Below are 1,913 nucleotides of genomic sequence, written 5' to 3' on the forward strand. Positions count from 1 at the left end.
CTTGGATGAAATGTACGTCAAGCTCAACGGCGAGATGGTATACCTCTGGCGCGCGGTCGATCACGAGGGCGAGATTCTCGAGAGCTACATTACCCGCAGCCGCGACAAGATGGCTGCCCTGCGGTTCATGAAGGAGGCGCTCAAACGCCATGGCTCACCTGAGGCGATTACCACCGATGGCCTCGGCTCGTACAAGGCGGCGATGAAATTGCTGGGCAACGCTGAGAAGCAGGAGACCGGTCGCTGGGCCAACAACCGGGTGGAGAACAGCCACCTGCCCTTCCGACGACGAGAACGGGCGATGCTCCGATTCAGGCGAATGAAGACGCTACAAAAGTTCGCCTCGGTCCACGCCAACTTTTATAATCATTTTAACTTGGAGCGCCATCTCGTCGATCGACCGACCTACAAGGAACGCCGCTCGGCCGCGCTGGCTGAGTGGCAGTCACTCGCGAGCTAGCCCCCTGCCCTCATAGACCGCACTGCATCGTGTGGAGAGCGGTTCGCATTGGACTGATGGTGTGGACGGCGCTCTGTTTGGCGGTTGATTCGGAAGAACCCGCTGCCAGTCTGGGGTCGTTGTCAAAGCGATCAGCACAGGAGCACCGTCCATGGGTAAATTACCAATCGACTTGTCGTCTGTCACCACCGTTGGCCTCGATCTGGCCAAGCATGTATTCTTCGTCCACGCCGTCGATGGCCGGGGCCAGCTTGTCCTGGCACGGGAAGTTCGGCGGCGCGATCTTCTATCGTTCTTCGCGTCGCTACCCGCGTGCCTGGTCGGCGTGGGCTTGCAGTTCGGCGCACCATTGGGGACGCGAACTCATGGCACTGGGGCACGATGTCCGCCTGATGCCGCTGGCCTATGTGAAGCCATACGTCAAGCGCCAGAAGAACGATGCGGCCGATGCAGCGGCGATCTGCGAGGCGGTGACGCGTCCCTCGATGCGCTTCGTCAAGGTTCGGTCCGTCGATAACCAGGCGGTGCTGATGCACCACAAGGTCCGCGAGATGCTTGTGCGGCAGCGTACCCAGATCCTCAATGGCTTGCGCGGGCATCTCGCCGAGATCGGGATCATTGCCGCACAAGGCCCGGTTCATGGCCGCGCACTCGCCGGGCTCCTGCGTAAAGGCGATGCATCCATCCCGCAGGTCGTGGCCACTGCCCTGTTGCCGCTGGTCACGCAGCTCGAGCAGCTTGATGCCGAGATCAAGGAGTCCGATGCTGCCATCGTCAGGCTGGCGAAGGCCGATCCGGTTGCGAATGCGCTGATGTCGATCCCGGGCATCGGTCCGGTCACCGCCTCGGCGCTGGTCGCCAGCGTGGGTGATCCCTCCAGCTTCTCGGGACCGCGGCAGTTCGCCGCGTTCCTGGGCTTAGTACCACGACAGAACTCGTCGGGTGGGAAGCCCCGGCTCGGGCGGGTCACCAAGATGGGCAATGCCTACCTCAGAAAGCTGCTGGTCGTCGGCGCGCACGCCGTCCTCCACCACCGTGCACGGCATACCGATCCACTCCGCTGCTGGGCACAAAGGCTGATGGAGACCAAGCCGTTCAAGCTGGTCGCGGTAGCCACCGCCAACAAGCTTGCCCGCATCGCCTTCGCGGTCATGACGACCGGCACATCCTATCGCGCTGCTTAGGCCTCAATGCGAATATCGCGGCTGACAGTAGCGCTCCATAATCTCGGGTGACCATGAGGTGATGCGACACAACCGGACATAATCTGCCAAGCCCGAGGTGCTGTCTGCGCAGTGAAGCGCGTTGGACTGAAAGCGGCAAGCAGATCAGCGGACCAACATCAGGGCCAGTGGATCAAGACCACATGCAAAGGCCGGAGACATGACCGCACCCGTGACCGTCGCCAAACCAAATATCACACTTGATCGCAGAGCACCGTCCAGACATGACT

The 1,913-nt window shown here is 61.5% G+C and carries 1 protein-coding gene and 1 pseudogene; both read left to right on the forward strand.

All coding sequences use genetic code 11. The features are described 5' to 3' along the window. On the forward strand, positions 1-460 hold a 460-nt coding region (locus U1769_RS24835), incomplete at its 5' end, for a DDE-type integrase/transposase/recombinase (RefSeq protein WP_332720842.1). A 172-nt stretch (positions 461-632) separates the two neighbouring features. After that, positions 633-1,644 (forward strand): annotated as a pseudogene (locus U1769_RS24840) (IS110 family RNA-guided transposase). The last annotated feature ends 269 nt before the right edge of the window (positions 1,645-1,913 follow it).

The sequence above is a fragment of the Parasphingomonas zepuensis genome, assembly GCF_036663735.1.
Taxonomy (GTDB): domain Bacteria; phylum Pseudomonadota; class Alphaproteobacteria; order Sphingomonadales; family Sphingomonadaceae; genus Sphingomonas.